Origin of the sequence: Bacteroides sp. AN502(2024) (assembly GCF_041227145.1) — a bacterium.
Lineage (GTDB): Bacteria > Bacteroidota > Bacteroidia > Bacteroidales > Bacteroidaceae > Bacteroides.
Window position 1 is genome coordinate 966,236 of the sequence record NZ_JBGFSP010000003.1, and the last position, 23,969, is coordinate 990,204.

General features: G+C 41.1%; 25 protein-coding genes. 1 reads left to right on the forward strand and 24 read right to left on the reverse strand.

Annotation, left to right across the window (positions count from 1 at the left end):
• Positions 1-7 precede the first annotated feature (7 nt).
• Positions 8-1,825 (forward strand): TonB family protein, encoded by a 1,818-nt coding sequence (locus tag AB9N12_RS03790; protein ID WP_369889822.1) that lies wholly within the window; start codon positions 8-10, stop codon positions 1,823-1,825.
• Between the two features lie 81 nt (positions 1,826-1,906).
• Here the strand turns inward: AB9N12_RS03790 and AB9N12_RS03795 are convergent, their stop codons facing one another.
• From AB9N12_RS03795 to AB9N12_RS03910, 24 genes are all read right to left on the reverse strand, one after another.
• Positions 1,907-3,007, reverse strand: coding sequence for a P-loop NTPase (locus AB9N12_RS03795; protein WP_369889825.1), 1,101 nt, complete (start codon positions 3,005-3,007; stop codon positions 1,907-1,909).
• Between the two features lie 95 nt (positions 3,008-3,102).
• Positions 3,103-3,861 carry a tRNA (guanosine(46)-N7)-methyltransferase TrmB gene (gene trmB, locus AB9N12_RS03800; protein WP_369889827.1) on the reverse strand — a complete coding sequence of 253 codons (759 nt, stop codon included), beginning with the start codon at positions 3,859-3,861 and terminating at the stop codon, positions 3,103-3,105.
• A 564-nt stretch (positions 3,862-4,425) separates the two neighbouring features.
• The gene (locus AB9N12_RS03805) at positions 4,426-4,575 is read right to left on the reverse strand and encodes a DUF6078 family protein (RefSeq protein WP_369889829.1); all 150 of its coding nucleotides are present in this window, start codon (positions 4,573-4,575) and stop codon (positions 4,426-4,428) included.
• Between the two features lie 357 nt (positions 4,576-4,932).
• The gene (locus AB9N12_RS03810; protein WP_369889831.1) at positions 4,933-5,535 is read right to left on the reverse strand and encodes a DUF975 family protein; all 603 of its coding nucleotides are present in this window, start codon (positions 5,533-5,535) and stop codon (positions 4,933-4,935) included.
• Between the two features lie 45 nt (positions 5,536-5,580).
• Entirely contained in the window at positions 5,581-6,627 is a 1,047-nt protein-coding gene (locus AB9N12_RS03815) for a branched-chain amino acid aminotransferase (protein ID WP_369889833.1), read from the reverse strand.
• A gap of 24 nt (positions 6,628-6,651) precedes the next feature.
• The gene (gene xseB / locus AB9N12_RS03820; RefSeq protein ID WP_369889836.1) at positions 6,652-6,861 is read right to left on the reverse strand and encodes an exodeoxyribonuclease VII small subunit; all 210 of its coding nucleotides are present in this window, start codon (positions 6,859-6,861) and stop codon (positions 6,652-6,654) included.
• Positions 6,862-6,919: 58 nt separating this feature from the next.
• Entirely contained in the window at positions 6,920-8,209 is a 1,290-nt protein-coding gene (gene xseA, locus AB9N12_RS03825) for an exodeoxyribonuclease VII large subunit (protein WP_369889838.1), read from the reverse strand.
• A gap of 12 nt (positions 8,210-8,221) precedes the next feature.
• Positions 8,222-9,589 carry a S8 family serine peptidase gene (locus AB9N12_RS03830; protein ID WP_369889840.1) on the reverse strand — a complete coding sequence of 456 codons (1,368 nt, stop codon included), beginning with the start codon at positions 9,587-9,589 and terminating at the stop codon, positions 8,222-8,224.
• A gap of 37 nt (positions 9,590-9,626) precedes the next feature.
• On the reverse strand, positions 9,627-10,721 hold the full coding sequence (mnmA, locus tag AB9N12_RS03835) for a tRNA 2-thiouridine(34) synthase MnmA (RefSeq protein ID WP_369889841.1): 1,095 nt from the start codon (positions 10,719-10,721) through the stop codon (positions 9,627-9,629).
• A gap of 74 nt (positions 10,722-10,795) precedes the next feature.
• Positions 10,796-12,268 (reverse strand): TolC family protein, encoded by a 1,473-nt coding sequence (locus tag AB9N12_RS03840; protein WP_369889843.1) that lies wholly within the window; start codon positions 12,266-12,268, stop codon positions 10,796-10,798.
• Between the two features lies 1 nt (position 12,269).
• A complete protein-coding gene (locus tag AB9N12_RS03845) occupies positions 12,270-14,447 on the reverse strand; it encodes a peptidase domain-containing ABC transporter (protein WP_369889845.1) in 2,178 nt (725 codons plus the stop codon).
• A gap of 15 nt (positions 14,448-14,462) precedes the next feature.
• Positions 14,463-15,785 (reverse strand): HlyD family efflux transporter periplasmic adaptor subunit, encoded by a 1,323-nt coding sequence (locus tag AB9N12_RS03850; RefSeq protein ID WP_369889846.1) that lies wholly within the window; start codon positions 15,783-15,785, stop codon positions 14,463-14,465.
• A gap of 23 nt (positions 15,786-15,808) precedes the next feature.
• The gene (locus tag AB9N12_RS03855; protein ID WP_369889848.1) at positions 15,809-16,675 is read right to left on the reverse strand and encodes a TonB family protein; all 867 of its coding nucleotides are present in this window, start codon (positions 16,673-16,675) and stop codon (positions 15,809-15,811) included.
• Between the two features lie 109 nt (positions 16,676-16,784).
• Entirely contained in the window at positions 16,785-17,387 is a 603-nt protein-coding gene (locus tag AB9N12_RS03860; RefSeq protein ID WP_369889849.1) for a hypothetical protein, read from the reverse strand.
• A 5-nt stretch (positions 17,388-17,392) separates the two neighbouring features.
• Positions 17,393-18,127, reverse strand: a complete 735-nt coding sequence (locus tag AB9N12_RS03865; RefSeq protein ID WP_369889850.1) for a DUF5675 family protein — start codon at positions 18,125-18,127, stop codon at positions 17,393-17,395.
• Between the two features lie 34 nt (positions 18,128-18,161).
• Positions 18,162-19,403 (reverse strand): glycosyltransferase family 4 protein, encoded by a 1,242-nt coding sequence (locus tag AB9N12_RS03870; RefSeq protein WP_369889851.1) that lies wholly within the window; start codon positions 19,401-19,403, stop codon positions 18,162-18,164.
• Complete coding sequence (locus AB9N12_RS03875) at positions 19,391-20,035, reverse strand: hypothetical protein (protein ID WP_369889852.1); 645 nt, start codon at positions 20,033-20,035, stop codon at positions 19,391-19,393. Before AB9N12_RS03875 ends, AB9N12_RS03870 begins: the two co-directional genes overlap by 13 nt.
• A 494-nt stretch (positions 20,036-20,529) precedes the next feature.
• Complete coding sequence (locus tag AB9N12_RS03880) at positions 20,530-20,844, reverse strand: hypothetical protein (RefSeq protein ID WP_369889854.1); 315 nt, start codon at positions 20,842-20,844, stop codon at positions 20,530-20,532.
• Between the two features lie 20 nt (positions 20,845-20,864).
• Positions 20,865-21,317, reverse strand: coding sequence for a hypothetical protein (locus tag AB9N12_RS03885; RefSeq protein ID WP_369889856.1), 453 nt, complete (start codon positions 21,315-21,317; stop codon positions 20,865-20,867).
• The gene (locus AB9N12_RS03890; protein ID WP_369889858.1) at positions 21,308-22,312 is read right to left on the reverse strand and encodes an erythromycin esterase family protein; all 1,005 of its coding nucleotides are present in this window, start codon (positions 22,310-22,312) and stop codon (positions 21,308-21,310) included. The genes AB9N12_RS03885 and AB9N12_RS03890 overlap by 10 nt, the downstream gene beginning before the upstream one ends.
• Before the next feature lie 12 nt (positions 22,313-22,324).
• The gene (locus AB9N12_RS03895) at positions 22,325-22,774 is read right to left on the reverse strand and encodes a hypothetical protein (protein WP_369889859.1); all 450 of its coding nucleotides are present in this window, start codon (positions 22,772-22,774) and stop codon (positions 22,325-22,327) included.
• 29 nt (positions 22,775-22,803) lie between these two features.
• Positions 22,804-22,962 carry a hypothetical protein gene (locus AB9N12_RS03900; RefSeq protein WP_369889861.1) on the reverse strand — a complete coding sequence of 53 codons (159 nt, stop codon included), beginning with the start codon at positions 22,960-22,962 and terminating at the stop codon, positions 22,804-22,806.
• 51 nt (positions 22,963-23,013) lie between these two features.
• Entirely contained in the window at positions 23,014-23,559 is a 546-nt protein-coding gene (locus AB9N12_RS03905) for a hypothetical protein (protein ID WP_369889862.1), read from the reverse strand.
• 69 nt (positions 23,560-23,628) lie between these two features.
• Positions 23,629-23,931 carry a hypothetical protein gene (locus AB9N12_RS03910; protein WP_369889864.1) on the reverse strand — a complete coding sequence of 101 codons (303 nt, stop codon included), beginning with the start codon at positions 23,929-23,931 and terminating at the stop codon, positions 23,629-23,631.
• Positions 23,932-23,969 lie beyond the last annotated feature (38 nt).

Below are 23,969 nucleotides of genomic sequence, written 5' to 3' on the forward strand. Positions count from 1 at the left end.
CATCACCATGACTCCGGAACTAGCTTATTTCCTAAAGATAAATGTAGCGATAGCCCTGTTCTACGCATTCTATCGGTTATTTTTTCATAAGGACACCTTCTTCCATTGGCGTAGGATCGCTTTGCTAGGTTTCTTTGCCACCTCTCTGCTTTATCCCTTGCTAAATATTCAGGGATGGATAAAAGCTCACGAACCAATGGTGGCAATGGCAGATCTTTATGCAACCATCATCCTTCCGGAGCAAGTCGTTACTCCTTTACAAGAGCCTGCAATGGACTGGCAAGAGGTGATCATACAGTTCTCGAAAGTTATCTACTGGAGCGGAATATTATTACTCGCCACACGTTTCTTCGTGCAACTGGGTAGCATCATCCGGTTACACCTCCAATGCTCAAAAAGCACAATACAAGGAGTACGCGTACATCTATTAAAGAAAGAAACCAGTCCTTTTTCTTTCTTCCGCTGGATATTCATACACCCGCAATCACATACGGAATCTGAAATCAGTGAAATCATTACTCATGAAGAGACGCACGCCCGTCAATACCACTCGGTAGATGTGCTCATCAGCGAGGCAATGTGTATCTTTTGCTGGTTCAATCCATTCGTCTGGCTGATGAAACGGGAAGTCAGAGGAAACCTCGAATACATGGCGGATCACCGTGTATTGGAGACGGGACATGATTGTAAATCATACCAGTACCATTTATTGGAGCTGGCACATCACAAGGCTGCAGCAAATTTATCAAATAGTTTCAATGTTTTACCACTTAAAAATCGTATCAAAATGATGAATAAACGAAGAACGAAAGAAATAGGAAGAACAAAATATCTGATGTTTCTTCCCTTGGCTGCTATCTTGATGATTATCAGTAACATCGAAATGGTAGCGCGTACCACTGAAAAATTTGCAAAAGAAATGATGGGACAAGTGACGGAAGAAGTTGCCATGCATACTGAGGCCACAAATATTCCAGAACTTCCTACAGAGAAAATTGAAGGAGCCGCACTTCCAGTGGCTAAGCAAGGAAAAGAGAGGATGGAAACTCAAATCAAAAATGTACCAGACTCCGTTGTCTTCCAGGTTGTAGAAGAAATGCCCGTTTTTCCGGGAGGAGTACAAGCACTAATGGAATACTTGTCGCAGAATGTCAAATATCCGGCTGAAGCACATGCAATCGGTGCACAAGGACGCGTGATTGTAAGCTTTACAGTTAAAAAGGACGGAAGTATAACCGATACGAAAGTGGAGCGAAGTGTCAATCCGTATCTCGACAAAGAGGCCATGCGTGTAATTGCCGCGATGCCTAAATGGAAACCCGGTAAACAAAGGGGGGAAGCGGTAAATGTGAAATTTACGGTTCCTGTTGTTTTCAGACTGACTGGTCCGAAACTTCCCAAGGCAGAAGAGGTAAGACAGTCCGATATGGATGAAGTAATCGTAGTGGGCCATGCCGCAAAAGATGATTCAACTCCAGAAGCAGTAAGTGCAAAAGGAGAAAATGAAGACGAAGTATTCACCATGGTAGAAACAATGCCTAAATTTCCGGGAGGACAAGCCGGCCTGCTCCAGTATCTAGCTAGAAGTATCAAATATCCCGTTATCGCTCAAAAGAGTAAGGAGCAGGGCAAAGTCATCATACAGATGGTTATTGGTAAAGACGGAAGTTTGTCGAATATCAAAGTCTTACGCAGCGTATCTCCGTCACTGGATGCAGAAGCCATACGCGTAGTAGGCAATATGCCTAAATGGGAACCAGGAATGCAAAAAGGACAACCGGTTTCTGTCAAGTACACCATTCCTATCGTATTCAGATTACAGTAATTTCTCTTTCTGGTGTCGCTCCCTTCCTCATCGGAGAGAAACGGGAGCGCACCACAAAAGTCCTCCAAACGCCCCACACCTTTATTTATGTATTTCTACGATTTGAGTCGGAGCCATCTCTACATTCCGGCGATCTACCTGACGGACAACACTCGCAGCCAAGGATAAGAAAGCACGTCCGGTTACAGAGTCTTCATTCAATGCAACGGGGGTACCATTATCTCCTCCTTCACAGATACTTTGTACGATAGGTATCTGTCCCAACAAAGGAACCTTCATCTCCTCAGCCAGTTTCTTGGCACCTTCCTTACCAAAGATATAATATTTATTCTCTGGAAGTTCGGCGGGAGTAAACCAAGCCATATTTTCAACCAAACCGAGAATCGGCACATTCACCTTATCATTAGTGAACATATTGATTCCCTTACGGGCATCTGCCAAAGCAACCGCCTGCGGAGTGCTGACAACAATCGCCCCCGTCATAGCCAGTGTTTGAACAACCGTTAAATGAATGTCGCTGGTTCCGGGAGGAAGGTCTATCAGGAAATAATCCAAATCTCCCCAAGCTGCATCAGCTATCAACTGTTTCAACGCATTACTTGCCATTCCGCCGCGCCACAAGGTTGCCTGATCCGGATCGACAAAGAAACCGATAGACAATAATTTCACACCATACTTCTCTACCGGAATAATCATGTCACGACCATCTATACGTTCAGCATAGGGACGCGCATCCTCCACCTGAAACATCTTAGGCATAGAGGGACCGAAAATATCTGCATCGAGCAAACCAACCTTATAGCCTAATTTAGCTAAAGAAACTGCCAGATTCGCAGACACCGTAGACTTACCCACTCCACCTTTACCGGAAGAGATACCGACTATATTCTTTACTTGCGGAAGGAGCTTGCCAACTTCCGGACGAGCAGCTTGTTTACTCTCTGTTGTGATGGTTACCTGCACATCAGGAGAGACATACGTATGAATAGCTGTCTCCGCCGCCTTCAACATCGATTTCATAAACGGATCGGTCGGTTTCTCAAAAATCAATGAAAAGCTGACAGCCATACCATCAATACGAAGATTATCGGCAACCATCTCCGCTTCCACCAGATTCTTTCCCGTACCGGGATAACGCACCGTTGCCAATGCATCCAATATCAATTTAGGATAGAGAGTCATTTGAATAAAAAATTAAAGATTAAATTTTAAAGATGGAATCCGCAAACTCCTTGAACAATTAAAAGGAGATGCGGAGACCCTATATTAATGCTGTTCTATTTACTTGTATTTAGTCCACTACGCTTGCTACGGTTATAACTACGATAAGGATCAAGCTCTATTTCCACATCCGGTTCTTGCAATTTACCTTCCTGCGGAAGCCGGAACCTGATATACTTAATATCTAAGCCGCGATCCAACCACTGTTGTTCATAATAGGTCTTAATACCGAGAATATGATCTACCAGACCGGAATGATATAAATCTTCAGTCATAAACTCAACGGGAAACCTGTTCGCTTCAATCATGTACTTTGTATAGGTAAACATGAAGTTGCTGTCCGTTTTCAGATGGATAATACCATTCGGCTGCAAGAATTTGCGATACCGCTCCATAAAATAGGTAGAGGTCAGTCGTTTGGTTGCTTTCTTCATTTGCGGATCAGAGAAAGTCAGCCATATTTCACTCACTTCGCCTTCGGCAAAAAAGCGTTCGATGATTTCAATATTGGTGCGCAGGAAAGCAACATTCTTCATTCCGGCCTGTAATGACTCCGTTGCTCCCGTCCACATACGAGCACCTTTTATATCCACTGCTATAAAGTTCTTTTCGGGAAACATCTTACCCAAGCCAACGGTATACTCGCCACGTCCGCAACCCAGTTCGAGCACAATCGGATGATCGTTTTTAAAAAACTCCTTGTGCCATTTCCCCTTCATGTCAAAAGGCACGTTATCTACTGCCGAATAAGGATATTCGAATACGTGCGGATAACTTGCCATATCGGCGAACTTTTCTAATTTATTCTTTCCCATATCCATCCTGATTAGGTCGCAAAGGTACTGATTTTGATGCAACCGACAAAAAGAAATGGAGTACAGATCTATTTTTGAAAAGCACAAAACATCTGCCATCTGCAACAAAATCATGCTAAATCAATGAATACGAACAACTTATGCTGTTGCAGATACCTGTTGCAGATGGTTGCAGATAAAGTTATCTGCAACATACTATTCAAATACCGGATTTGTACAGGTTACCTACACACGCAAAGTGTTCAGCGCTTTGAAACAAAGTGTTCAGCGCTTTGAAACAAAGTGTTCACCGTATTGAAACAAAGTGTTCCACCTTATTGAAACAAAGTGTTCAGCGCCTTGAAACAAAGTGTTCCACCCTGTTGAAACAAAGTGTTCACCATATTGAAACAAAGTGGTTCGCTGAAATAACAACAAATACAAAATAGCAAAGCATACGAGTTTACTTGTGAGATTGAAAGAGTAGTTTATCATGTTGTCAGACCATCATGAGCTAAAACAGATGTGTTGCAGATACTTGATCTGCAACATATCTGCAACAGGTATCTGCAACGCCATAAGATATTATGTTTCAATCATATACAACGAAATTGTTGCAGATGGCAGATAATTACCATAAATATATTCTTCTGTGTAGGAATCGGATGTAGGTTCCTCCGGTATTCCTTTCTGAAGGAAAATCCTACGAATATATTCCTGTTGTTCAGGCGACAAATACCTCTCTTTACGGTAAACGGAACCTTGACACCATCCAAAGGATTGTTCACGCTCTGTTCGCTATTTGGAAAGGATGCCGCAAAAAGAGGTCTGACAAAAGAAAAGGCATGGCTGAGCTGATGAGGGGATTCTCCTTGAATTTTACCAAGCTGCTGCAATTCTTGGTCCCCAAATAAAAAAACGAATTTCAATAGAAAGATAATTGACTGACAGACAAACATCAACAAATTACCCGGCTCACATTGAACCGGGTAAAAGGAAGTATGGCTATATTTTATCTTAAATGAAAGAGCCATGCTCCATTCTTCTATCATACTAATTTGTCTTATCCAATCTCAACATTCACTTCAACGTCTACTTTACTTCCGCATTTCCGCTTTGTTGTGCCTTCAGATCTTCATAAAAAGCAGAGCGGGAAACACCCACATACGGTTGTAAAAAGAGGAATCCAATACCCAAAGTAAAGAGACAAAGGATAGCCCAACCAATGAAACTTAAATCAAGCAGGAACAACTTCATCTTATTTCCATCCATCATAGCCATACTTTTTTCGATAGCCGCGTTGTTTTTCATTTCCGGTTCATCTTTCAAGATAAAGTCGGTCATTGCATAAGAATAAGCCTTAATGATACCCGGTATAAGCAGCAACAGTGACCACAAAAAGGTATAGACCCCTTGAAGCAGCTTAGTGACAAAAATACGTCCATAATCCTGAAAACCTTCGAATAAAGTACCAAAGTCAATGTCTTTGCCTCTACATACGCCAAGCATTACAATAGCAAAACCGTACGCAACCGGTAATCCGACAAATAACGAGCATAACCCTCCAATCACAGGAATAACTGATAAACCACCGACAATAACTGAATAAATAAGTGCAGCTACAGCCGCCATCACCCACTTACCTCGAAGTGCCTCACGTGCCTGCGCACGCAATTCTGAATTCTGTTTTAACATAATGAATAATATTAATTGATACATGTGACATTTTCAAAAATACAGTTATTCCACTATGGTCACCCAGCCATGCGTATCCGGTTCGTCACCATACTGAATTCCACGTAACTTGTTATACAATTTCGTACAGATGGGTCCCGGCTTACCGTCTTTGGAGATCACATAAGATTTTCCATTTTCCAAATCATCGATACGTTGAATAGGGCTGATTACTGCGGCAGTACCACAAGCACCGGCTTCTTCAAATGTTTCCAGTTCTTCTTCCAGTATCGGACGTCGTTCTACCTTGATACCCATATCTTCTGCCAACTGCATCAAGCTCTTATTGGTAATGGAGGGTAAGATAGAAGATGATTTAGGAGTGATATACGTATTATCCTTAATACCGAAGAAGTTGGCAGCACCGCATTCATCGATATACTTCTTTTCTTTCGCATCGAGATAGAACTCGCAGGAATAGCCCAGATCGTGTGCTTTCTTGTTAGCACGAAGACTGGCAGCATAGTTACCACCCACTTTATAAATACCTGTTCCATGAGGAGCGGCACGGTCAAACTCACGAATAATAACATACGGATTGGTTGAAAAGCCACCTTTGAAGTACGGTCCTACCGGAGTTACGAATACAACAAACATATATTCATCGGCAGGATGTACGCCCACCTGGGCACCTGTTCCGATCAACAGCGGGCGAATGTAAAGAGAAGCACCGGTTTCATAAGGAGGAATAAAACGTTCATTCAGCTTCACCACTTTCAGAATTGCCTCTTTGAATCGTTCTGTCGGAAGTTCCGCCATCAGAATTCCCTGACAAGTAGATTGCAGACGGGCAGCATTTTCTTCCAAACGGAAAATACGAATTTTACCATCTTTTCCACGGAACGCTTTCAGCCCTTCAAAGGCCTCCTGACCATAGTGTAAACAGGTTGCCGCCATGTGCAAATTAAGATATTCTTCACTGCTTACCTCCAGTTCTCCCCATGCACCATTACGGAAATTAATTCTCACATTGTAATCTGTTTTCATGTATCCAAACGACAGATTCGCCCAGTCTATTTCTTTCATACTGTTATGTATTAGTTTATTTTCCATGCAATCAAGTCACAAAAATAGCTTTTATTCTTCAGATAGCCTCTTTTCTTGCAATAATTTTTCGACTTCTCGGTCAGCTTTTGTCAGTTTATCCTTGCAAAAGGCGATAATTTCATTGGCTTCTTTTATTTTTTCACTTAAAATATCGATATCCAGTTCGTTGTTGTCTATCTGGCGAACGATCTTTTCAAGACGTTCCATTGCTTGAGAATATGTTTCTTTTTTTGCTCTCACGATATTGATATATAATGTTAATGATGAATGTTTTTACAAATACACGTTTAGCGGATAGTTACTTTTCTACCACCGAATGAACTTCTCCTCTCGATAGCCGGGTTATCAAATGGTCTCCCGGCTTCAGTGAAGCCGCATCCGTCACCGCCTTCCCATTCTTTATTGTAATACTATATCCCCGACTCAATAGTTTATCAGGAGAAGCATCCGCTATTCGTTGTTGCAAAAGTTCCAGACGGTAAGATTGACGGGCTACCAATGCTTTCATCACCTGTGACAAATCTTTCTTTACTGCCAGCAAAGAAAAACGGGCGTCCGCAAGTTTGCGAAGAACAAGATTGGGAATACGGGTTTGGAGAGTTTCCAACTTTCGTCGTTCCTGATCAAGAAGCATATAAGCTCCTTGTTGAATCTGCATAGATAATTCTTCCAGATGCTCCGCAGCTTCCGCTACCCGGTGAATCAGGAGTTCGGCAGCAGCCGTAGGAGTTTTCACCCGGGTATGAGCGACGGAATCAAGCACTGTATCATCGCGTTCATGTCCAATACCGGTAATAATAGGTAACGGAAATTGCGCACATGCAGCTGCCAACAGATAAGTATCAAAGCCGGACAAATCGGAAGTAGCCCCACCACCACGAATGATGACTACTACATCAAATTCACTGATGCGGGCATTAATACGGTCCAGAGCAGCCAACACGGATTCCTCAACCTGATTTCCCTGCATTAAAGCCGGAAAAAGCTCCGTATAGAAAAAGAATCCACTCGGATTATGCTGCAACTGATGACAGAAATCTCCATATCCGGCTGCAGTAGCAGAGGAAATAACGGCAATATGTTGCGGAAGAACCGGTATTTCCAACTCCTTATTCAGTGTCAGTACGCCTTCCTCTTCCAACTGCAATAATATTTCCCGGCGACGACGAGTCATATCTCCCAATGTATAAGCAGGATCAATGTCAAGCACTGTCAGACTGTAACCGTATAGCTCATGAAACTGAACCGTCACTTTCACCAGCACCTTAATGCCGGAAGTAAATTGCTGTCCGGTAGTTTCTTCAAAATAAGACTTCAACAGGCGGTAGATGTTATTCCAAATCATACCGCGCGCCTTGGCTACAAGATTATTGCTGCGAGGATCTTTCTGCACGAATTCCAGATAACAATGCCCTGTCGTATTGGAACGGACATCGCTCAACTCTGCCTGTATCCAATATTCATCAGGCAGACATTGCTCCAGACTACGGCGGACAAGTGCATTCAGTTCTAAAAGAGAAAGCCTCTCCCCACCCTCTCCCCAAGAGAGAGAATCTGATAGCTTCGACTTATTCACAACATTTATCATACAACGGTCACATTATTTCTTTTCCCTGGAAGAGGACTCAAAATAAGCTTTCCACAAATCGGGAATACCGTATCCATAGATGTTATCGGGAAAATCGGCCCTGTCACCCGAGCGACGAACCAATTCTATTACTTCTTTTGCCGTCAGCTTCGGACAAGCCTGCCACAAGCAAGCCACCATTCCGCACATAATCGGAGAAGAGAAGGAAGTGCCGTTAGCATGTCGAAGATTACCGTTTGTTCCCATTACATCCGAGTCCTGTCCTACAGCAACCACATCCGGTTTCACCCGTCCGTCCGATGTATTTCCTACGGAAGAAAATGGAGCCAGTTCTCCTCTTTTATTAATAGCCCCTACAGTGATTACATTCTCCGCATCTCCCGGCGGGGTAATCTTCTTCCACGAACCCGCACCGGAATTTCCGGCACTGCAAACAACAACTATTCCTTTATCCGCAGCTTTCGCTGCTTCACGGGACATCAACGCATAATGTCCGTTCAAATCACGAAAGCGATAATTCTTTGCCGGATCGTCAAACGAATAATATCCGAGGGATGTATTTACCAAATCCACTCCTACACTGTCGGCAAACTCGATTGCCGCCGCCCAATAATCCTGTTCCACCAGATTCTCCGAATATTCATCCTCGCTACGCAACAACCAATAGGAAGCTTCGGGAGCTGTGCCGATCATCACATTCGGCTGATTCATTGCCATGCAAGAGAGAACAGACATGCCGTGGCTGCTTTCCGCATAGATATCCGCTTCGGGATTTACAAAATCACGCACGCCAAGAATGTTGATGTTCTTCATCGCCTCTATCCTGTCCACATTATGAAATCCGGCATCAATAACAGCGATTGTCATCCCTTGTCCCTTAAAACCTGCCTTATGAAGAAGATTCGCACGGCTCATCCTTATTTGTGTAATAGCAGGACCATAAAGACTATCGGTGCGTAACGGATTATTTATCAACGAATCCCTTTGGGTAGATTTCTCCACTTTACCCATCCAAACCCTTTCAGTAGAAAGAACAAAAGGCAATCTTCTTATTTCATCTATCAGCATACTATCATTACAGGAGACAGTAACGAAGTTATCCCATTTTCCGGTAACAAGTACGTGAACGCCTTTCTTCCGTATCGCATCTACGTATTTCCTACATACCGGCAAGTCGGTGGAATCTATTGCCAATCCCTGTCTTTTTCTCCGTTCAATAGATTTCCCGGACAAGTATTTTTCAGGTTTCTGCAGAGAGTATTCCGTAGCCGCCTTGTCTTTCAGACTAATACGGTATTTCAAAGTATCGCCCGGCGTGAATTGAGCCGACATGCTGACTGCTATGGCTGTAAAGAGAATCAATGTAATTAGTTTCTTCATATTATGATTGCTTTATTTTATTTCATTATTGGGGTCTTCACTCATCTTTATTCGTCCCGTTCTCTAAAATCACCAACCCGATTCCCCGCTGCGAAGCAATAAAAGCTCCACCCAATACACGTTTTCCGTCATAGAACACAGCCGATTGTCCGGGAGCAACAGCCGAAGCTGTTTCAAGGAAATGCACCAATAGACGACCATCTTCCAAACGTTTCACCCGGCAAGGTAACGGACGACTTCGATAACGAATTCTCACAGCCAGATTCTCACACCGGAACAACTCTTGTTCATCCACAATGTTATCCTGTTCCACCAGCATATAGTCGGTTTTCAATTGCTCGGCGTCACCAAGCATCACCGTATTTTTCTGCGGACTGATTTTCAACACGTAAGCCGGTTTACCTAAGGCAATCTCCAATCCTTTCCGCTGACCGATCGTATAATAAGGCGCCCCCTTATGTCGCCCCAGTTTCACACCTTCGGAATTGACAAACCATCCCGTTCCTATCTCGGTGTCCAGTTCCGGACATTGCTCACGGAGAAAGTCGCGATAATCACCTTTAATGAAGCAGACTTCCATACTTTCTCCCTCTTTTGACTTGGCTTCATAGCCTTTCTCAGCAAGGTATTCCCGAACTTTCACCTTTGTATAATCTCCCAAAGGAAAAATACAACGCCTCAGTATATCCTGTCCCAATCTCCAAAGGAAATAGGACTGATCTTTCTTCTCATCGTCTCCGGCTACTACATACATGTATCCGTTCCGTTCTTCCAGTCGTGAATAATGTCCGGTAGCAATCCATTCACAACCCAATTTATCTGCCCATTCCTTCAGAACACGAAACTTGAACAAAGGATTGCACATCACGCATGGATTCGGCGTACGTCCCTGCTTATATTCATCTATGAAGTTTTTTACAATAGTCTCTTTAAAAGGTATACGTTCATCCGCCACATAATGTTCGATTCCCATCCGTGCAGCCAATTCCCTGGCATCTTGCGGTTCATCGCCCCATACACGCATGGTCACTCCTACTATTTCGTATCCTTGTTCTTGCAACATCAGACAAGTGGCGGTACTGTCAATACCACCGCTCATCCCGACCAACACTCGCTTATTTCGTTCTTTCATCCGAATTTTATAAATTACGTGGGCACAAATGTACAAGATTCTATTCAAATAGCCATAGAGAGAATGGGGAAAAGCTAGTTGGCCAATAACGTATCCACAAGTTCATAATGATTGATAAAATCATACAACGCAATCTTACGTAACATATAAAACTGATACCACACCGTTTGTATCGAAGAATAATACCTCTTCAAAGCCTCATACAAATCCTTTTGCACCGACGTTATTTCATATATCGAAACCTTGCCCAATCGGAATTTTGCAGATAAAAGTTCATATTGCTCCTGTGCCAACTGATAGGAACGTTTAGACAGAAAATATAATTTCACGCCATGGTTGTAAGAACTCACTTTATCCAATAAATCATTTGCATAACCCATCTCCTCTTCCTCCAATTCCACCATCGTATTACGGTAATTGTTTTTAGCCATCTGTAACTTATTCCGATTTATTCCCCATTGAAAAATCGGAATCTGAAAACCAATCATGACACCTTGACTATAATCCGGCTTCCTGTAGGCATCCGAAAAATGTTCCGCATACTGATTTAATCCGTAACTGACATTGATGTTCGCATTGAAACGATTACTTAATTTTGCATTAAACAATGTCTGCTCCGCCTCCAAACGTTTAGCTTCCTGTGACAAGGCAAACGGATTATTTTTTCGGGCATATCTTGCCACTACTTCCGACTCAATCGTCAACGGCAACGTAAAATCCGGCATAGCCACCTCTACACTATCCGGTATTTCATGCTTTCCCAACAACGCCCAAAGCTGCCTAAGCAACCTTTGATAATCTTTTTGAGACGTTTCATACACATAAAGATTATTATTAGCCTGCAACTCCAACTGTTTATACTCATATTCAGTGAAATGACCATTATCCAACAACGCTTTTCCCGCAATCAATAACGTATCACTAATCGCTATATTTCTCAAGGCCAACTTCCGTGTGATATCAGCTAGAAAGAGACTCAAAAAGCCATTTAATGTTTTTATTTGTATTTCAGCCATATCCGAACAATATTGCCTTGCCGCATTACGTATTTTTATTTGCTCTATCTTCTTCAACTTCTTATAAGTATAATAACCTCCCCAAAGCTGCTGTGAATAATTCAAAGCCAACGGAGTAGTATTAAAATTGTTCCGACGAGTTGAAAATTCAGTTAATACACTCAAATTGGAGCTGACAGAAAATACTCCTCCCGTGACCCCAATCCTCTGCTGAACAGTAAGCCCCACATTACTCGTATTCGAATAATCGTTTACATAAGAATAACTGCCATCGGTAGGATTCTGCATGAGCCGGAGAGAATGATTGAAAGAAACCGGATTCATATTAAAAGCGATTGAAGGCAGAAAACCTTTCAAATAATTCTTATGAGCCAACGATATATTCTCATAAGCCAATCTTAATTTCTCCGCCGAAGGCGAATGGAAGCTCCACTCATTCACAACTTTTTCCAAAGTAATCTGTGTCTGCGCCCACAATCCCGTCATGTTCAAAGACAATGCCAGAACAAGACCTATTTTCTTTACCATCATACTATTCCTGTGACGATACCAATGAATAATAATATCCTTTCTTCTCCATCAACTCATCATGCTTTCCTATTTCTACGATATAGCCTTGATTCATCACTACAATCTGGTCTGCATTTCGTACCGTACTCAGTCTGTGTGCAATGACCACCACCGTCCGGTTATGAAATGCACTATTCAATGCTTCCACAATCTTTCGTTCATTTATCACATCCAGAGAATTTGTAGCTTCATCCAGAAACAGGAAATCCGGATTGCGATATAATGCCCTCGCTATCAACAATCGCTGCTTTTGTCCTCCGCTCAATCCTCGCCCTGCCTCCCCGATCATTGTGTCATAGCCTTTAGGCATGGAATTGATTTCATCTTCAATCTGTGCGATACGGCAAACCTCATGCAGACGTTTATAATCAATATGCTCGTCATCAAGCACTATGTTATTCACAATCGTATCGCTAAACAATTTACCTTCCTGCATCACCACACCACACATATCCCGCCAATGCCGTAAGTTGATAGTCGACACATTCATTCCTCCCATTTTGATTTCACCAAAACTCGGTTTGTATAGCCTCACTAATAGTTTCAGCAATGTAGATTTACCGCTTCCGCTCCCACCCACGATAGCGGTAACCTTGTTTTGGGGTATACGCAGGTAGATATTTTTAAGTACCATAGGCGCATTCACCGAATATTGGAAATGTACATTTTCCAACGTAATATCCCGGCATTCCGGCACGATAGAAGTGCTACCGATAGCCAACTGTTCTTCTTCATCGTCCAATTGGCGAATCTCATTCATCCTCAAGAAACTAATCTTGGCATATTGCGCCGAGATAACGAAATTGATGAATTGAATCAACGGTCCGTTCAGCATGCCGATAATAAACTGGGTAGAAATCATTATACCGAAGGTGATATCCCCCGTAATCACTGCACTGGCACAATAAAAAACAATCGCCATATTCTTGATATTCTCGATAAACTGTGCTCCCAAATTCTGCGAATTGGTTACATTCAGTACCCGTTTGTTTACTTTATAAAGCCGTGCCTGAATCTCTTCCCACTTCCATCGCCGATGTTTCTCATAATTATAGATTTTAATATCCTGAATAGCCGACACCGTTTCCACCCAATAACTTTGGTCTTTCGACACCAGCTCAAAATATTCCCAATCCAACTTCTTACGGATACTCAAGAATAGCAACACCCATAACACATACAATAGAGAACCTGCCAGAAAAATATAAAAAATAACCGCATTATAAACGAGCAATATAATACCGAATACAGCAAACGTGAGCATTGAGAATATCAACGAAAGAGAATTGTTCATAATAAAGCTACGTATACGCTCGTGGTCGCGGGCTCTCTGAAGTATATCTCCCAGCAGTTTATTCTCAAAGAAAGTGACCGGAAGCTTCATCAATTTTATCAGATAATCAGATATAAGGGCTATGTTCACTCTGGAGGTGATATGTAAAAGAATCCAATCACGCACCACATTAAATATCGTTATGCTCAATAAGATACTGATATTACCGATCAATACCATATGGATGAAATTGAGGTCGGAAGTTTTAATGCCGACGTCAATCACTGCTTTTGAGATAAAAGGAAGTATCCCCTGAAGCAAGGTGACAAGCAGCATAACAATAAAAATCGTCGCAAAGTTCTTTCGGTAAGGCATAAAATAACGAAGGATACTGATAAAGCTATTCTTCTCCATCTCTTTCTGCTCCCTACTTCTTTGAAAATCAACCGTCGGTTCAACTGCCAACAACACTCCCTTTTCCTCCCCCTTCGGATACCATCCGCGACGAAACTCCTCATGCGTATATTTTATACGTCCTTTGGCGGGGTCGGAAACCCATACATGACGTTTATCGGCATGATAAATCACAATAAAGTGGTTCTCATTCCAAAAGAGAACAGCAGGAAACGGTACACTGCCCACTACCTCTTCTATTGTACACTTAATCGCCAATGTCCGTAATCCGATACTCTCCGCCCCTGTACTCAAATCGAGTAAAGAAACGCCTTGATTGGTAATTCCGCAGCGGTCCCGCAGATATTGCAAGGAATAATATCTTCCAAAATATTTAGCTATTATTTTCAGGCTCGCAGGTCCACAGTCCTGCGAATCCATCTGGTATTCAACCGGGAAACGTTTTAATATCATCAGTCACCAAGGGTTTTATTTTTCTGTTTTTGCTTTCAGATTGTCGAATAACCTTTCAATCAATCTTTTAGGTTTTGTTATTATCTCCACATTGCCGATACTCTCAAAATCAAGCATCAGTTCTTTCCCGAAATTTGTATGCGCTCCGTTGGGAAACGAAATTATGACCCGATAAGCATTCGCACTCTTGCCGTCAGCCATCTGCATTTTATGCGACAGGCGCGAAACCGACTGCACCTTTCCTCTCAACAGTCCATACTCATCATAAGGGTAGTTCTCAATCTTCACATTAGCGGTCTGCCCTACTTTTATCTTACCCACCCCGTAAGAAGGTATCATCACCTCTCCCACCATTTTATTCTTTGAAGGGATTATTGAGAAGAGTTCCTGCCCGTTCTGTACAAAACCGTTTTCCCGCCAGAATCCTAGAAATTCCAGTTCTCCGCTGACAGGAGCATACTGCACATACTTCTCTTTCCACATCCGAATCGCATTTGTCAGTTCATTCTTACGCGCCAACAGTTCGGCAAATAGCTTATCTCTATTTTCCTGTTCCTCCAAACCCACCTGCTCCAGTTCTTGTCTGTTTTTATAGATTTGTGCCTGCCGGGAGAGCATCTCATTCCGAAACGCTTCATAATTATCTTTATGTGACAAATACTCGGAAGATTGCCTCAAATATTCCTCTTCACTTATTGCTTTCTGAGCAGCCAATGTGCTATCCTTTCTCGTTCTATCCCCGCTTATATGCAGCAATTGCTTTTTCAAGGTATCTTCTTTCTTCATATTTCGGATAATTTCTTCGTCAATCCTTATCTGGCGTTGTAAACCTAAACGCCGGATTTTATACATATCCGACTCCACAAAACGCAAATACTGCAAATGAGCAATCATAAATGCACTAAAAGAGGAAGCAATTTCGCCTAAGGTCAGCGAGGGAGGGACGGACAACTGACCAAGGAAACGGATATTATAGACAGACAACAGTGAGTCTATCCTAAGCACATCCTCATAATTGACACCACTCTCAATGTAGCCGATTACATCCCCTTCCGATACCCTGCTTTTATCTGTTATCAGAAGATGAACTTTCCCGGTACTATTAGCAACCAAGCGCACGGGAGCGGAGTGGGCAGTAATAATAATCTGCCCGTCCACCGTATCCGGATACTTGATGATAAATCCCAGCAAAAGAACGACTCCTATCAGTATACCGGTTATGACAGCCACCCAAGTAGCTCCATTGGTTGGCATACGGTCAATGATGGCTTGGACTTCTTCACTACGCTCCGTTGGAGAAGCCGCTTGCCGTTCTTCAGAAATATCATTTTTCACCATATCTTTTCATAGAAAGTTTATTGTCAGAAAGTTTGAAGAAGTATCTCCGGTTGTTTCAAATTCGGCTGAATCACTCGAACCCAAATTTCTCTGCTATTTACCGGACGTCCAGGCAACCGAAAACTAACCTCTAATAAATTCTCAGAGATGAATCCGAACTCAAGCTTACTGTCTGCACCTGTCAGTTCTGGTTCTGTTACCGATTTAAAGATTTTCTCCACATAAGTGTTGTCCGATGTTTGTTCATAAGTTCCCATTGCCGTTATGACAGACCTTCCATTCATAGTGGATAAATGCATATTGAAAAAATTCTTATCTGAAGAAAATATCTTCAAATAAGGTCCGGTTTGAATATCAAACTTTCCGTAACCTAGAGGCTTGACACGGGTACAAATTTGCCAGATTCCCTCCAAAGAGGCTTTTATATTCTTATTCACCGTCACACTATTACTCGAAGATGCCGACTGGCTTTTCCCCGTCAATCGGAAACTAACCGGAATAGTATACGACACCGGAACTTTCTTTCCTTTCTCTCTACCAGGTATCCATTTACCGGGAATTCCTTTCACTGCCCGAAGAGCCTCTTCATCCAACGACGGTTCAACTCCCCGCACGACTTTAAAGTCTGAAATTTTACCGTTCTTCTTTACCACGAATTGCACAAGTACGTTTCCCGATATTCCTTTTTCCTGAGCCTCTGTCGGATATTTCACGGTCTCTGTCAAATATTTCATTATTCCTTCTTGACCACCTTGGGAGTATACAGGCATTTGATCTACATACAAATAAACTCCGTCTTCACGCACTTGAATCATTTTCTTTTGAGCAAACATTTGGATACTGTTACATATCCAAACTAATAATAAAAAACTAAAGGTAAACTTTTTCATAATACTTAATTTATTGATAATTTAATATGTCATTTTATCGTTTTTTTTCTTGCAGTTAGCAGTAATGGAATTACAAATAATCGTTATGTGATTACATTATACCTCTATTTCAAGGTAAAGAAACAGAAGCTTTCCCAGAAGATATAGCAAAAGCTGCTTTCATGTCTTTCACAATCATTGGATATTTCTTTTGCATTTTGTCATGCAATTCAGAATACAGACGTATATCTTCTTTTGTTGAATGTAAACTATGAAAGAAAAAATACCAAAAAGAAAAAACATCTTCTTGTCTTAATAAGGACAAACGTTGAAACATCACTTCCGGTTTCTTTTGCATAGCTTTTCTGACAACCATTTGCAGATAATTAGGTGCATCAGCTTCCCATCTTCCACCGATACTTAGTGCTATCAATTTATCACAATAAATAGAGTCAGGCAATAAAGTTACCAGATTTCCTAAACCATTCACAATATGATCATACCCCAATTTATACATAGTCAAATCTTCCTTAAGATAAAAATCATAAGTGCTCAAAAAAGATTTCCATGTATCAGGAAATGCGTCAAGGAATTCTTTCTGAACTTCTACAGACTTTTTATTTCGTACCAACTCTCGATAAGAAGAGTTCAACCGTAATGTATCAACATTATTTTGCGCAGCCAATACAGCCGAGCAGAACAATAAAAGAGAAAACAAATAAGTTCTAATCATAACAATCATCCATAAATATTAATAGTTACTCCACTTGAGCCATTTCTTTCAAAGAAGTCAAACAATTCCGAACAAGCACTACGACTGTTAGATACTGTAGGATCTCCTACTCCCGTCACACCCGTTGTACCAGGCAACAGACACCCTAAAGTATCATTGCCTGTATTTCCCGGATGTATCAAAATGGCACTTCTCCCAGAGACTCCTTCCACTTGGTAATAACCAGATTGCCCATGATAAGTAGAAGGAACTACATTATAAGTCCCAGAAGGGATTGCTGTATCAGACCCGGCAACAGTCTCCCTGTCATAATCACGTCCCGGCTCAAGCATTACTCCTGTTATTTGCCCCACTACACATCCTGCAGCATCATATGCAGTAGCCATATAATGTCCCAATGTTGAATCGTTTCCAAAATCTGTTCGATTCAAATTCACTACAACACGAACTCCACTAGTCATTGTACACTCCTGACCATTATAGCTACCTGTTGTTCCATAAGAACCTGTCGGACCTGCTCCACCAATATTGTCTCCATAATTTCCTCCAGCATACCCTGTATTATCGCCATCATAAGGACCTACCCAGCCAGTTATATTGTCCACGCCTGTAGTGCCAGTATATCCTGTAGAACCTGTATACCCTGCCGTACCACCTACATACATTTTCTGATTTTCTTCACTGATAATCGGCATAACCTTTGCCAATTCATCCAAACTCTTACGTGTTACTTTTCTCATAAATCAATTTTTTAATTAAACAATATATTAACCACTATAGCAACTGACGATAAATAGAAACCGTCCGTTCTGTCATTTGCTCCAAAGTCAGTTTTTTCAAATACATCTGCCTTGCATTATTGCGTAGTCGTTGTCTCTTCTTTTTATTATCAATCAGTTCTATCAACTTATCTTCCAACATCTTTACGTCCACTTTCAGACCACCTTCCACAGAGAAAGTAACGCCTACTTTTAAAGCCGTCACTCCATCCGTGAACATTTCGTCAAGCCCGTCTACTGCGGTGGTAACCACCGCAAGCCCAAACATCGCCATCTCTAGCGCCACATAACTTGCCTGTTCCTGCAAAGAAGCAATCACACCGATATCACTATTCCGATAAACCTCTTTCAACTTATCAAAAGGCAGTAAGCCCAAAAATCTGATATCCAAATCGCGGTATTGCGAAGCCAAAGAACTGACAAACCGGGGATGCCCTCCGCCCGCTATCTGCAATTGTATATTATCATATCCCCTCTGCTTCATGCCACGCAACGCCTCCAGAATAAACTGCAACCCTTTACTGGGAGATAACGCACCTGCATAAACCAAACGAATCAGTTTATCTTTTTTACGCCCCACCGTTCTTTTTTCGTAGAAATCATCCATACCATTAGGGATAATATCCATCGGAGGTAACGCTCCTGTGACACCTTTACGAATAAAATCGGCACCACACCGGGTGACACAGATAAGACGATCCGCTTTCGTATAAGAACGATATTCCCAATCACTAAGAATTAACTTACGGTCGGTTTCGAGAGTAGGATGCAGGTAAGCCATTTCATATAAATGATTGAAATGTCTCAAATTACGGTTATAAATTCCTTTCCATGGGATGCAGTGCAAATGAGTAATAATCTTACAATCCACCTTCGAACGTATATAAAGTGCCAAATCTATCAGATTTAACGTATGCGTATGGAGTATAATATTACTTTTCCCCTCAAAAAGATGCCCTATAATATGGAATACTACTGAATTATATTTCTGATTCCAGTATGATTCATTAATGATAGGATCCATAGACAACGGCAGAGGTATAATATACTCAAGATGATTACCTACCCGTCCCAAACGATGAATCAACTTGCTTCGCGAATGAACCAACCGTATCCAACAAACCTCGATGTCCGGACAAGCCGACAGTCCGCGAAGAAGAGTCTCCATATAGCGAGTGACACCCGTTGTGGTGCCATCCTCGCTCATATCCATTAAAAACAAATTTATCTTTTCCATTGCGGCAGAGGATTGAATAAGCGGGAAAATCTCGAAGTATCCAGACCACACTTAAGAGATTCGACATAAACGGCATAGAGCAACCAACGCGACAAGCCACCGCCATAAGAGATGTTGACGCCTTTCGGACTCATGATTGCCAGCAGTTTGCGTTCCAATTCATCCTCGGAAGCGGAAAAGAAGAACGATTCCAGCCATTCTATTTCTTCGCGGTTGCGTTTTTCGTCACAGCGTAACAGATAAAGCCGGTCTATACACACGGACAAAGGAGTATCGGGGATACTCGCAACAGGAAGCAGTTCTCCGGTGAATGCCTGCAATTGCTGTTCCTGCTTGCCAAACAGTTCGTGGATATCCGCATCTACAAAACGATGTTCGACCAAATAGAGCAATGCAAAACGAATACCGGAATAGCCTTTATGGAAACTCAAATCGTCTCCTTTATAAAGCAGGGATTCTTCGAGCAATTCAAAGGCACGCTCTTCCAGATAGTCATCTTTCATCAGACCGGATACTTCGAAAAGAGCCAAAGAGACTCCCGCCTTTCCGGTATACAGACCCGAAGAGTGAAGCGAACAAGCGTTCAGCAACACATAATCGGTGATTTTAGAGATAAGATTAACATTCATCATATATAATGGTATTATAAGTGCTTTGTATATAAATAGGCACACAAAGGGGGACAACCCCACATCGGGCATATCTGTTTTATATTCTATTAGCAAGTTATCAAAGAACACTTTGCATACAAATTACTTGCCAAAGAGTAATGACTTTCAATGATGATAAAAGACAGATACTGCGCCTTGCAAGGGCTTTCCGTCCGCTATACCTTCACGCACTATCGTATCAATCAAACTAGAATTAAAACAAACTTTTATGTCACGTTGTTCGTTACGCACCATGAAATGCTGCAAAATGCCTTGCATGTATAGCCTCATGAATCAAAGTAACCAATAATGCCTCATCAGATGTTTTCACTCTACTCCAGTCTAAAATTCTTCGAATTATTTACACTGGTATTCTTTCAAAAAACGCGATATTATAACAATATCATTTTTTTGCAATAGAATAAACGGTCCCATACTTCCAATGCTCACTTGAATTATATGAGCTAGCGATATCTCTACATCCAATAATTTTTAACCTTACCATAATTCTTCCAAGTCCTTTGTATATATGCCTTCTCTATACGCTTATTCAACAACTCTTTCGGATAAAACAGGGGTTTACTTTCTCTGATATAAATGACTCCATCCATATAATATGACAACGAAGAAAGATTAACATACAGATTATCTTTCACAACCGATCCAAATCCCCTGATCATACAAGCCAAATAGGAATCATGGCGAACAGAAGCATAGCAATAATCCTCCCCCAGTTCCTCCATAACAGATTCTAAACTATTATAAACCGGTGGGTTAAGCTTCTTTATCACAAATTTATCAGCATCTATGGTCAAAAAAGAACCTCTACCCGCCTTAAGCCTATGCAAATATAATCTTTTCCATATTTCTGCCGCATATAAGTTCCAAGCATCTTATTTTGGTAAATAGGGTCACGTGAGAAAGCGGAATGTCGTAGATGAGTATACATCATCACCTTTTCTTCTGACAAATCAACTAACTCATCTATTAAATAGCCAGCATAGGAATTCATCCAAGAATCTCTTAAAAGCATGACATCGGATGAGGAGACTTTTCTTTTTCCTAATCTATCTTTGACATGTTTCAACGTATGAAGAAAAACATTATACTCTTTCCCACTCAATATTTCCTCTAATTCGGGTATGGATTGAGCTTTATCCACTATATTATCAATATTTTCCCCCTCAATCAATTGCCAGCAGAGAGAATCTATCCCACTTATATTTTTTCCCCTTTTAATATTCGCAAGTATTCTCACAGCCAATATACCTCGTCTTTATCTATCATTTCAATATCAATGCCATACAAGCCCACCTTTTTCCCGGATGTTTTGTTATAACTTCTCAACCAAAGCATAAACTCTTTCAATTCTTGCCCAAGGGGAAACTTATCTGCGAACAACAAACTATCCGGACATACAGAATCATCGCCTTGCACATATCGGTTTAAGGTCAGCCATTGGGTAATAGGCCTTTCCAAAAGAATCAGTTTACAATGATTATGCAGAATCTGATATTTCATAATGTCTGTCGCTACTTTAGTCATGGAAGCACTCCCATGAAACGTCTCTCCAAGAGCCAACACTTTCGACTTACCTAAAAGTTTAATTTGGGAATATTCTTTCTCTGTATCAAAAGATAATGGAAACGGATTTTCTATTAATAAATCCCGATCTCCATAAGAATCTTGTACTGCAAATCTATCAAGGGAACAACTATCTAACTGAACATCCAAATGGTCTAATAATAATTTTTGAGGGATTTTATCATAATTTCCTCTAACTTCTATCTGTATATTCAACATCACACTCCCTTTCAAAGGGACAACGCATGAATATGCTTGCCAATCGTTATCTTCTATCAAAAATACTGTATCCGTAGCCATAGCCTCTCCCTTATAATCAAGAGCAGTACCAATCATATATGCCCGATACAAATTTTGTCCTTTACAATGCAACGTAAGCTTTGCATAAGAGGCATTGTGTGTTCTAGGCAATAATACATTTTGACATACATTGACGTTGATCGGAAAATGAACGTTCCACAAGCATTGCTGGAATATACCTAATGGGTGCTTGTTGTTTTTCATAACTGTAGTGTCATGCATGACGACGCCTTGGGTCTTATCCCTACTAATATACCAATTAAACAGACTGTCCTTTTCCTGATGAAAATCTAAATAATACATTTGTGTATAGGTTCTATCCTGAGCGTGAACACAAATCGAAAATAATAAAAAGAAAACAACATAGGTTCGCATAGAGAATTAACGTTATAGGATTCTAGAAGTTATTATTTTACCAGTGGACACATCATAAACATCAAACCTAACATCTCCTGTTAATGTTCCTGGCATATTAGTTCTTTTAATAAAAAACACACTATCTTTAGTATAGCCTCTTCGTAATAATTCACTCTGAATATCCAATGTCATATTTGTATATTTCTTATTGATATTATCATACACTTGGCCAAAGATAGGTATCGAAGTAGCAATTTGGTTTAAAACTCTATCCATAGTATCAGAGCGTAATGATCCTATATATTCAGGGAAAGTATATGTTTCTCCTTCTCCTGCTATTTTATTAACTGCGACTTTAGATATGTATACACTTTCATCACCTATCTGAACATATCCTCCACTCCAAGTGCCATTATCAGCTTCTATACAATAATTATTATAAGAACAAGGATTATATTCCTGAATCCATAGCACCATCAAACAAACTTCCGTTATTAGGATAGATAAGATTATTCCCAGCCATTCCAGGTACTACCAGTCGTTCCATAATATCCCGTTGTCCCAGTAAATCCAGAAGTACCACCGACATATATCTTTTGGTTCACTTCCCTGATAACTGGCATTACTTTTGCCAATTCATCCAAACTCTTACATGTTACTTTTCTCATAAGTTGTACTTTTTAGTTTAACAATAGTTTTATCACTATAGCAACTGACGTTCAGTCCGATCTTGTGTGCATTTTCCGATAAGATTTATCACCGCACTCTTTATTTTTTCGAGCATCAACAGTTTTTCCCAGTAGTCCCTGCTTCGCCTGAGCCAAACCTACCGTTTTGAAAAAATCCAATACATTCTTCTTTTCGGCTACCGTAAATGTTGCCGGCATCAAAGATTCCATCTCCTGAACAGACATTTCTTTACCATCGTTGAGATATTTCGCCATAATATAATTGATACACACATTTGCATCGGGCTTCTTTTTCAATTCTTCGCCCAAAAGTATGAAAGATTTCTGATAAGCACAGTGCATAGCCTTCAGTTTTCCGTTTTTCTCCAAATAAATACCTTTCAATGTATAATAATAAGGATTTTCCAATGCGTACTTCTCAGCAGATAGACAGGTTTGCAAAGCTTCCCGAACTCTCCCCAATCTGTCAAGACATTGCGATTTATGCGTATAAGCCAAGACATAAGAACTATCGATAGCAATCGCCTCGTCCAATAAAAGAATGGCTTTCTCTAACGAATCCTGACGAAATATCAATTTTACCGCCTGATTGTTTTTTTTTCAATGGCAGTTGGTACATACTCTTGCTCAAATGTTACGGAAGAGCTAAGCAAGAATAAAAATGAAATACAGTAATGTACCCAACAGACTTCGATGTAGTCCACGAAGAAGAGTCTCCATATAGCGAGTGACACCCGTTGTGGTGCCATCCTCGCTCATATCCATTAAAAACAAGTTTATCTTTTCCATATTGCGGCAGGGAATTGAATAAGCGGGAAAATCTCGAAGTATCCAAACCACGCTTAAGAGATTCGACACCTTTCGGGTATACAGACCCGAAGAGTGAAGCGAACAGGCGTTCAGCAACACATAACCGATGATTTTAGAGATAAGGTTAACATTCATCATATATAATGGTATTATAAGTGCTTTGTATATAAATAGAC

What these genes read in the sequence shown, in the direction of transcription:
- AB9N12_RS03840 (WP_369889843.1), bottom strand. Translation starts at nt 12,268, where the DNA reads ATGATGGTAAAGAAAATAGGTCTTGTTCTGGCATTGTCTTTGAACATG.
- AB9N12_RS03845 (WP_369889845.1), bottom strand. Translation starts at nt 14,447, where the DNA reads ATGATATTAAAACGTTTCCCGGTTGAATACCAGATGGATTCGCAGGAC.
- AB9N12_RS03910 (WP_369889864.1), bottom strand. Translation starts at nt 23,931, where the DNA reads ATGATGAATGTTAACCTTATCTCTAAAATCATCGGTTATGTGTTGCTG.
- AB9N12_RS03865 (WP_369889850.1), bottom strand. Translation starts at nt 18,127, where the DNA reads ATGAGAAAAGTAACACGTAAGAGTTTGGATGAATTGGCAAAGGTTATG.
- AB9N12_RS03850 (WP_369889846.1), bottom strand. Translation starts at nt 15,785, where the DNA reads ATGGTGAAAAATGATATTTCTGAAGAACGGCAAGCGGCTTCTCCAACG.
- trmB (WP_369889827.1), bottom strand. Translation starts at nt 3,861, where the DNA reads ATGGGAAAGAATAAATTAGAAAAGTTCGCCGATATGGCAAGTTATCCG.
- xseA (WP_369889838.1), bottom strand. Translation starts at nt 8,209, where the DNA reads ATGATAAATGTTGTGAATAAGTCGAAGCTATCAGATTCTCTCTCTTGG.
- AB9N12_RS03830 (WP_369889840.1), bottom strand. Translation starts at nt 9,589, where the DNA reads ATGAAGAAACTAATTACATTGATTCTCTTTACAGCCATAGCAGTCAGC.
- AB9N12_RS03810 (WP_369889831.1), bottom strand. Translation starts at nt 5,535, where the DNA reads ATGTTAAAACAGAATTCAGAATTGCGTGCGCAGGCACGTGAGGCACTT.
- AB9N12_RS03860 (WP_369889849.1), bottom strand. Translation starts at nt 17,387, where the DNA reads ATGATTAGAACTTATTTGTTTTCTCTTTTATTGTTCTGCTCGGCTGTA.
- mnmA (WP_369889841.1), bottom strand. Translation starts at nt 10,721, where the DNA reads ATGAAAGAACGAAATAAGCGAGTGTTGGTCGGGATGAGCGGTGGTATT.
- AB9N12_RS03900 (WP_369889861.1), bottom strand. Translation starts at nt 22,962, where the DNA reads ATGAGAAAAGTAACATGTAAGAGTTTGGATGAATTGGCAAAAGTAATG.
- AB9N12_RS03870 (WP_369889851.1), bottom strand. Translation starts at nt 19,403, where the DNA reads ATGGAAAAGATAAATTTGTTTTTAATGGATATGAGCGAGGATGGCACC.
- AB9N12_RS03875 (WP_369889852.1), bottom strand. Translation starts at nt 20,035, where the DNA reads ATGATGAATGTTAATCTTATCTCTAAAATCACCGATTATGTGTTGCTG.
- AB9N12_RS03795 (WP_369889825.1), bottom strand. Translation starts at nt 3,007, where the DNA reads ATGACTCTCTATCCTAAATTGATATTGGATGCATTGGCAACGGTGCGT.
- AB9N12_RS03790 (WP_369889822.1), top strand. Translation starts at nt 8, where the DNA reads ATGACTCCGGAACTAGCTTATTTCCTAAAGATAAATGTAGCGATAGCC.
- AB9N12_RS03890 (WP_369889858.1), bottom strand. Translation starts at nt 22,312, where the DNA reads ATGCGAACCTATGTTGTTTTCTTTTTATTATTTTCGATTTGTGTTCAC.
- AB9N12_RS03855 (WP_369889848.1), bottom strand. Translation starts at nt 16,675, where the DNA reads ATGAAAAAGTTTACCTTTAGTTTTTTATTATTAGTTTGGATATGTAAC.
- AB9N12_RS03815 (WP_369889833.1), bottom strand. Translation starts at nt 6,627, where the DNA reads ATGGAAAATAAACTAATACATAACAGTATGAAAGAAATAGACTGGGCG.